The following is a 6,841-nucleotide window of genomic DNA, read 5'->3' as shown; positions in this document are numbered from 1 at the left end:
CATGGCCCCTTCATAAAACAACTGGCCCCCTATGGGGGCCTTCATCAAACCACCCGCTATGCGGGTGGTAGGTGATTCCCAAAATCGTGTCGGCTGTCCAACCCACTCATGCGTAAGCAACCGGGGTGCTCTCTTTGTAAAAGCAAATAATCAGGTGCTCGACACCGGTAACAAAACATTGAGAGAAAAAAAGGTAATGATTCTCACTATTATTCAACGATACAAACCAAGAATAAACAGGAGGAAATATGTCTGAAAACACTCGCACCTCTTCTGGTAAATGTCCCGTGCTACATGGGGGGAACACCTCAGCAGGCCAGGCACATAAAGAGTGGTGGCCGAAGGCTCTCAACCTGGATATCTTGCATCAACATGACAGCAAAACCAAGCCAATGGGATCGGCTTTCAACTATCGCCAAGCTGTCAAACAACTCAATGTTGAGGCACTGAAAAAAGATTTAATAGCTTTGATGACCGACAGCCAAAGCTGGTGGCCGGCAGATTGGGGTCACTATGGCGGTCTGATGATTCGCATGGCCTGGCATGCGGCCGGAACGTATCGTATCGCTGATGGTCGTGGCGGTGCAGCAACCGGCAATCAACGTTTTGCTCCTCTTAACTCTTGGCCGGACAATGCCAACTTGGACAAAGCACGCCGACTGCTCTGGCCACTCAAGAAAAAATATGGCAACAATCTCAGTTGGGCGGATCTGCTGATTCTCGCTGGCAACATGGCCTATGAATCCATGGGACTCAAGACTTTTGGCTTTGCCTTTGGTCGTGAAGATATTTGGCACCCAGAAAAGGATATTTATTGGGGCTCCGAAAAGGAGTGGCTGGCTCCCAGCGGCAGTGCAGGCAGTCGCTATTCCGGCGAGCGCGATTTGGAAAATCCACTGGCTGCGGTGATGATGGGGCTGATCTATGTCAATCCAGAAGGAGTGGACGGCACACCCGATCCGCTCAAGACCGCCCGTGATATGCGCGTAACCTTTTCACGCATGGCGATGAATGAGGAAGAGACGGTGGCATTAACTGCTGGAGGACATACCGTCGGCAAGGCACACGGTAACGGTAACGCCGCCCATCTTGGTCCTGCACCAGAAGGAGCGGAGCTGGAAGAACAAGGTTTGGGCTGGATGAACCATAGCGGTCGGGGTGTGGGTCGTGACACAGTTACCAGCGGTCTTGAGGGTGCCTGGACCACCCATCCCACCCAATGGGATAATGGCTATTTCAAACTGCTGTTTGGCTATGACTGGTGGTTGCAAAAATCTCCTGCTGGAGCATGGCAATGGGAGCCGGTAAATATCAAGGAAGAGGATATGCCGGTTGATGTGGAGGATCCAACACGGCGCTGCAAACCAATCATGACTGATGCCGACATGGCGCTGAAGTTTGATCCAGAATTTCGTAAGATTGCTGAACGTTTCTACAATAACCCACAGCAATTTTCCGAAACTTTTGCCCGGGCCTGGTTCAAACTCACCCACCGCGATATGGGACCAAAAGCGTGTTATATCGGTCCTGATGTGCCCAAGGAGGATCTGCTCTGGCAAGATCCCATTCCTGCTGGTCGCAGCGACTATGATCTTGCTGCTGTCAAGGAACAAATCGCTGCAGTTGCTTTGAGTATCAGCGAATTGGTAACAACCGCCTGGGATAGCGCACGCACTTTTCGTGGTTCCGACAAACGTGGAGGAGCCAATGGTGCCCGTATTCGTTTGGCGCCACAAAAGGATTGGCTGGGCAATGAACCAGAACGACTTGCCAAAGTCCTCAGCATCCTTGAAAAAATTGCTGCCGATAGTGGAGCCAGTATTGCCGATGTGATCGTGTTGGCAGGAAATCTTGGTATCGAGCAGGCTGCCAAAGCGGCAGGATATAATGTGGTTGTTCCTTTTCTGCCAGGTCGTGGCGATGCCACGCAAGAGCAGACCGATGTGGCATCGTTTGCGGTGTTGGAGCCGTTGGCCGATGGTTTTCGCAACTGGTTGAAGCAAGAGTATGTCGTAAGCCCTGAGGAATTGCTTTTGGATCGGGCTCAGTTGATGGGGTTGACTGCTCAGGAAATGACCGTTTTGCTTGGTGGAATGCGTGTATTGGGCACCAACCATGGTGGAACGCAACAGGGTGTTTTTACACACCGCGTGGGCGCTTTGACGACTGATTTTTTTGTCAACCTGACCGATATGGCCTATACATGGAGGCCTGTGGGCAAGAATCTCTATGAGATCTGTGACCGAAACAGTGGTGCGGTGCAATGGACTGCCACACGGGTGGATCTTGTTTTTGGTTCCAACTCGGTGTTGCGTGCCTATGCAGAACTCTATGCCCAGGACGACAACCAAGAAAAATTTGTGCATGACTTTGTGGCTGTCTGGAGCAAGGTGATGAATGCCGATCGTTTCGATCGCCAGTGATATTGCTGCAAAAAAGCTAACTATTCAGGTTCGTGCTGGCTCGCCAGCTCTACCCCCATGGGGATGTTGTGCGGATTGGCGCAAAATCGCGCGCCAATTCGCACAGCTTGCTTCCATTAGGCGCTTAAGCCGATGCAAAAAGCGCGTCGGCTTAGTGTAAAGGGCGCGCCAAAGGCAAAAGATTACAAGCAAAATCCCAGGGATTCCATCCCTGGACCCGGCCAGGGAGGTGCCCTTTCTGGATCCGCAATAGTTTTGGGTGGTGAATAGTTACTCATGCGTAACCATTTTTTATCTCTGTTCTGCATCTGAAGCAGGGGGAATCCATGAATCTTCGTCAGCTTGAGTATGCCTTGGCGGTGGCTCGGGAGCGTAACTTTATCCGTGCTGCGCAACTCTGTCATGTCAGTCAACCCAGCTTGAGTGTGGCAGTCAAGGCGCTGGAAGAGGAGTTGGGAGTGCCACTGTTTGAGCGTGGCCGAGGCGAAATCAAAGTCACTCGGCAGGGTCAGAGAGTTTTGGAGCAGATGCGTACTGCCCTGGAAGAGGTGGAACAGATCCGGCGGCTAGCCCGCAGTGGTTTGGATCCGTTGACCGGTTCGTTACGGGTTGGAGCCATTTTTACGGTGGGCCCCTATCTTTATCCAGGATTATCTGCCGCTTTCCATGCTCAGGCACCACGGATGAAACTGCTTCTTGAGGAAAATTATACCGCAATTTTGACTGAGCGTCTGCAACGTGGTGAGTTGGATGCCATCATTGTTGCTTTGCCCTTTGTCGCCCAGGGTATGGAGCAGATGCCCCTCTATGATGAACCCTTTGTGGCTGCAGTTCCGGCTGGACATCCTTGGGAGCATCGAACAGATTTGCAGGGGGAGGATCTGGGTGAGACCGATTTGATTCTGTTGGGCAAAGGTCACTGTTTTCGTGATCAAGTGTTGGATATTTGCCCAGAGTGTATGCGTCTGGATGAAAAGTCGGGCAGAGTGCAAAATATTATTGAGGGTACCTCTCTGGAGACATTGCGTCATATGGTGGCCACAGGGGTTGGGGTATCGGTATTGCCGCTCTCCTCGTTGAAAAATCTGCTTTGCAATCTGCCCTCCTGTCCGGTCAAGACGGAACATTTAGTCCGTTACATCCCTTTTGCCGAGCCGGTACCGAATCGTCGGGTGGTTTTGGTATGGCGTAGTTCGTTTCCTAACCAGGAGGCTATTGACACCTTGGTTGTTGCTGTTCAGCAAAGCTTGCCACAGGGTACGAGAGCTCTTCATTAGCAGGGAATAGGTATAAACTATTAGATTGATATAGATAATATATTTTACATTGTTGCAACTGTATTCTACTCTCTCCTCTATTGCATCAACCATTTTTCGCACCAAGGGGGTAGAGTTCCATGAGCAGAAATCGCTTTCCCGGCTTAGAGTGCCACTCTATGCCAACGATCACGTATCCCGGTCGTTTGCGCCGCTTATACAAGGCTTCACACATTTTCTTTGCATCTCTTGCCGGATTGTTTGCTTTGCTAGCCCTCTCTGAGGCAACAGCGGCTGAGCAGTTGCTGGAGAGGGCACGTCAGCAGTTCAAATCCATACCAACCGAGATGCCAGTGTTGAAGGATAATCCTGTCAGTCAGGAGAAGATCACCCTGGGCAAGATGCTGTTTTTTGATCCGCGTTTATCATCCAGCCATTTGATTAGTTGCAACAGTTGCCATAATGTCGGTATGGGAGGGGGTGACAATCTGGAAACCTCTATTGGTCATGGTTGGGCCAAGGGGCCACGCAATGCACCAACTGTTCTCAATGCGGTATTTAATGTGGCGCAATTCTGGGATGGCCGGGCCGAGGATCTGAAAACTCAGGCCAAGGGTCCGGTGCAAGCGGGCGTGGAGATGAACAATAAACCGGAACAGGTAGAGGCCACTTTACGCAGTATTCCTGATTATGTGAGCCGCTTTGGCAAGGCATTTCCTGGGGAAAAGGAGCCTGTTACTTTTGACAACATGGCAAAAGCCATTGAGGTTTTTGAGGCAACTTTGGTCACACCTCACTCGCGATTTGATCAGTTTCTGGCTGGCAAAAATGAGGTATTGAGTGGAGAAGAGCAGAATGGATTGGCTCTTTTTATGGACAAGGGGTGTTCCAGTTGTCACAACGGAGTCAATCTGGGTGGACAAGCCTATTTTCCCTTTGGAGTAGTGGAAAAACCGGGTTCTGAGATGCTTCCGGCAGCAGATCATGGGCGCTTTGCTGTGACCAAGAGTGCCAGTGATGCCTATGTGTTTCGTGCGGCTCCCTTGCGCAACATTGCTCTGACGGCTCCCTATTTTCATTCTGGTCGGGCCTGGAGTTTAGAGCAAGCGGTAGCGGTTATGGGGCAGAGTCAACTGGGTCAGAAGCTTACTGAAGCAGAGGTCAAGGCCATTACTGCCTTTCTGCACACTTTGACTGGAGAGCAGCCTAAAGTGGAATATCCGTTGTTACCTCCCAGTAGCGCCAGCACACCCAAACCGGTAGCAATGCTCTTGGATGCCAAAACTCCCTGATGAGGGTTGCTGGAACATCTGCCCTGGTTTTTGCTCATTTGTGGCAGAAACCAGGGAGATAGGAGCGTGTGTGGGCATGGCCTGTTTTCCTGATGCTGGGAGTGGGAGAGTTTCCCTGGTTTCTGCGCTTTGTGTGGCAGAAATCAGGGAGTCTGGGTGTGGGTGCATGCTCCTCAATAATAGGCCCCCACAATGGCTCCGGTCATCAAGGTTGCCAAAGTGCCTGCCAGCAGTGATCGCACTCCCAAAGCAACCACCTCGGCATGTCGTTCCGGGACCATGCTCCCCAAGCCTCCCAACAAAATTCCTAAACTGCCCAGGTTGGCAAATCCGCATAAGGCATAGGTGGTCATGATCCGCGAGCGTTCACTCAACAGCTCCGGAGGTAAACGAGCCAAATGCAAATAGGCGATAAACTCATTGAGAACAGTCTTTTCGCCCATCAACATGCCTGCCACCTGTGCTTCGCTCCACGGAATGCCCATCAGCCAGGTCAAAGGGGCCATCAGCCAACCTAAAACCCGCTGCAAGGTGATCGCCTCTCCAGCAATAGGGGGAATGATATGGAGCATACCATTCAAAAGGGCAACCAGAGAGACCAGTACGATCAAAAAGGCGATGATATTGATCAACAAAGTGATCCCTTCCATGGTGCCACGGGTGAGCGCATCCATGGCACTGTTTGCCTGTGAGGCGCCATGCAGCTCCCCTGTGGTTGGCGGTTCACTCTGTGGCACCATCAACAAGGCCACTGTCAAGGCTGCTGGAGCACTCAATAATGAGGCAATCAGGATGTGACCCAAGGCATCCGGGATTACTGCTCCCAAGATGGCCGCATAAATCACCATCATCGTTCCGGCAATCGTCGCCATTCCGGTAGCCATCACCCCAAACAGCTCTCCGCGACCCATCTGCCGCAAATAGGGACGAATCAATAACGGTGCCTCCACCATACCCACAAAGATGGTGGCTCCTGCTGCCAGGCCCAAAGCTCCTCCTATGCCCAAACTTTTTTGCAACAGCACAGAAAAACCGCGCACAATCCAGGGCAGGATTTGCCAATAAAACAGGAGCGAGGCCAAGGCGCTGATGACCAAGACCATCGGCAAAGCACGAAAGGCCAAGATATAACTGCCTGATGGAACAGTCTCGGCAAAGGGAAGAGTCGCTCCTCCCAAATAGCCAAAGACAAATGCTGTCCCCTGCATGGTGGCCTGTTCCAAGAGCAGGACTCCCTCATTCAACAGCATAAAGGCTTCACGCACCCAGGAGAGCTTGAGCAAAATGGCACCCAAAAGCCACTGGAACAACACTCCTGCTGCTATTGTCCGCCAGGCGATGGCGCGGCGATTTTCACTCAGCAACCAGGCCAGTGCTAAAAAAATAAAAAAACCTGCCAAACTGTGCCACATCACATTATCCTTTTGTGCATGCTGCAACCATGGTCCAAGCCAAGTCGGTTCCCCCCAGCCCTCAACAACCATCAAGGAGTTTTCTGTATGCTTGAAATTGGCGCTTCTATCCCGGATTTGATTCTGCCCGATCAACAGAACCAACCGCGTCCCTTGCGGCAATTACTTGGTGCGCAAGGAGCCATTTTTTATTTCTATCCCAAGGATAACACCCCAGGCTGCACCGTGGAAGCCAACGATTTTCAAGCGCTGCAAAGCGACTTTGCCACTCTCGGTTACACTGTCATCGGTCTTTCCAAAGATTCGGTCGCTTCCCATGACAAATTTTGCCAAAAATTTGGTTTGACCTTCACTTTGCTCAGTGATACCAACACGGAAGCCTGTGTTGCCTCAGACGGAATGTAACAATTGCCTCGTTCGGGTAAGCCAGATACAATGGCCAACCAACGGAGGTACGT

Annotated in this window: 5 protein-coding genes; 4 read left to right on the top strand and 1 reads right to left on the bottom strand. The window is 51.5% G+C overall.

Translation table 11 applies throughout. From position 1 onward, the window contains the following. Positions 1–248 precede the first annotated feature (248 nt). The 3 genes from katG (at position 249) to EJP87_RS12510 (ending at position 4,971) form a co-directional block, all read left to right on the top strand. Positions 249–2,423, top strand: coding sequence for a catalase/peroxidase HPI (gene katG / locus EJP87_RS12520; protein ID WP_130472216.1), 2,175 nt, complete (start codon positions 249–251; stop codon positions 2,421–2,423). A 326-nt stretch (positions 2,424–2,749) separates the two neighbouring features. Then, entirely contained in the window at positions 2,750–3,700 is a 951-nt protein-coding gene (locus EJP87_RS12515; RefSeq protein WP_130472215.1) for a hydrogen peroxide-inducible genes activator, read from the top strand. Between the two features lie 158 nt (positions 3,701–3,858). Then, complete coding sequence (locus tag EJP87_RS12510) at positions 3,859–4,971, top strand: cytochrome-c peroxidase (protein ID WP_130472214.1); 1,113 nt, start codon at positions 3,859–3,861, stop codon at positions 4,969–4,971. A 173-nt stretch (positions 4,972–5,144) separates the two neighbouring features. Here the strand turns inward: EJP87_RS12510 and EJP87_RS12505 are convergent, their stop codons facing one another. Further along, entirely contained in the window at positions 5,145–6,383 is a 1,239-nt protein-coding gene (locus EJP87_RS12505) for a NupC/NupG family nucleoside CNT transporter (RefSeq protein WP_130472213.1), read from the bottom strand. 87 nt (positions 6,384–6,470) lie between these two features. On the opposite strand from EJP87_RS12505, the gene EJP87_RS12500 reads away from it, so the two are divergent. Then, positions 6,471–6,788 (top strand): peroxiredoxin, encoded by a 318-nt coding sequence (locus EJP87_RS12500; RefSeq protein ID WP_130472212.1) that lies wholly within the window; start codon positions 6,471–6,473, stop codon positions 6,786–6,788. Positions 6,789–6,841 lie beyond the last annotated feature (53 nt).

The organism is Candidatus Magnetaquicoccus inordinatus, from assembly GCF_004217665.1.
Taxonomy (GTDB): Bacteria; Pseudomonadota; Magnetococcia; order Magnetococcales; family Magnetaquicoccaceae; genus Magnetaquicoccus; species Magnetaquicoccus inordinatus.
The sequence above is the reverse complement of the archived record's forward strand: the minus strand, read 5'-3'. Positions and strand labels throughout refer to the sequence as shown.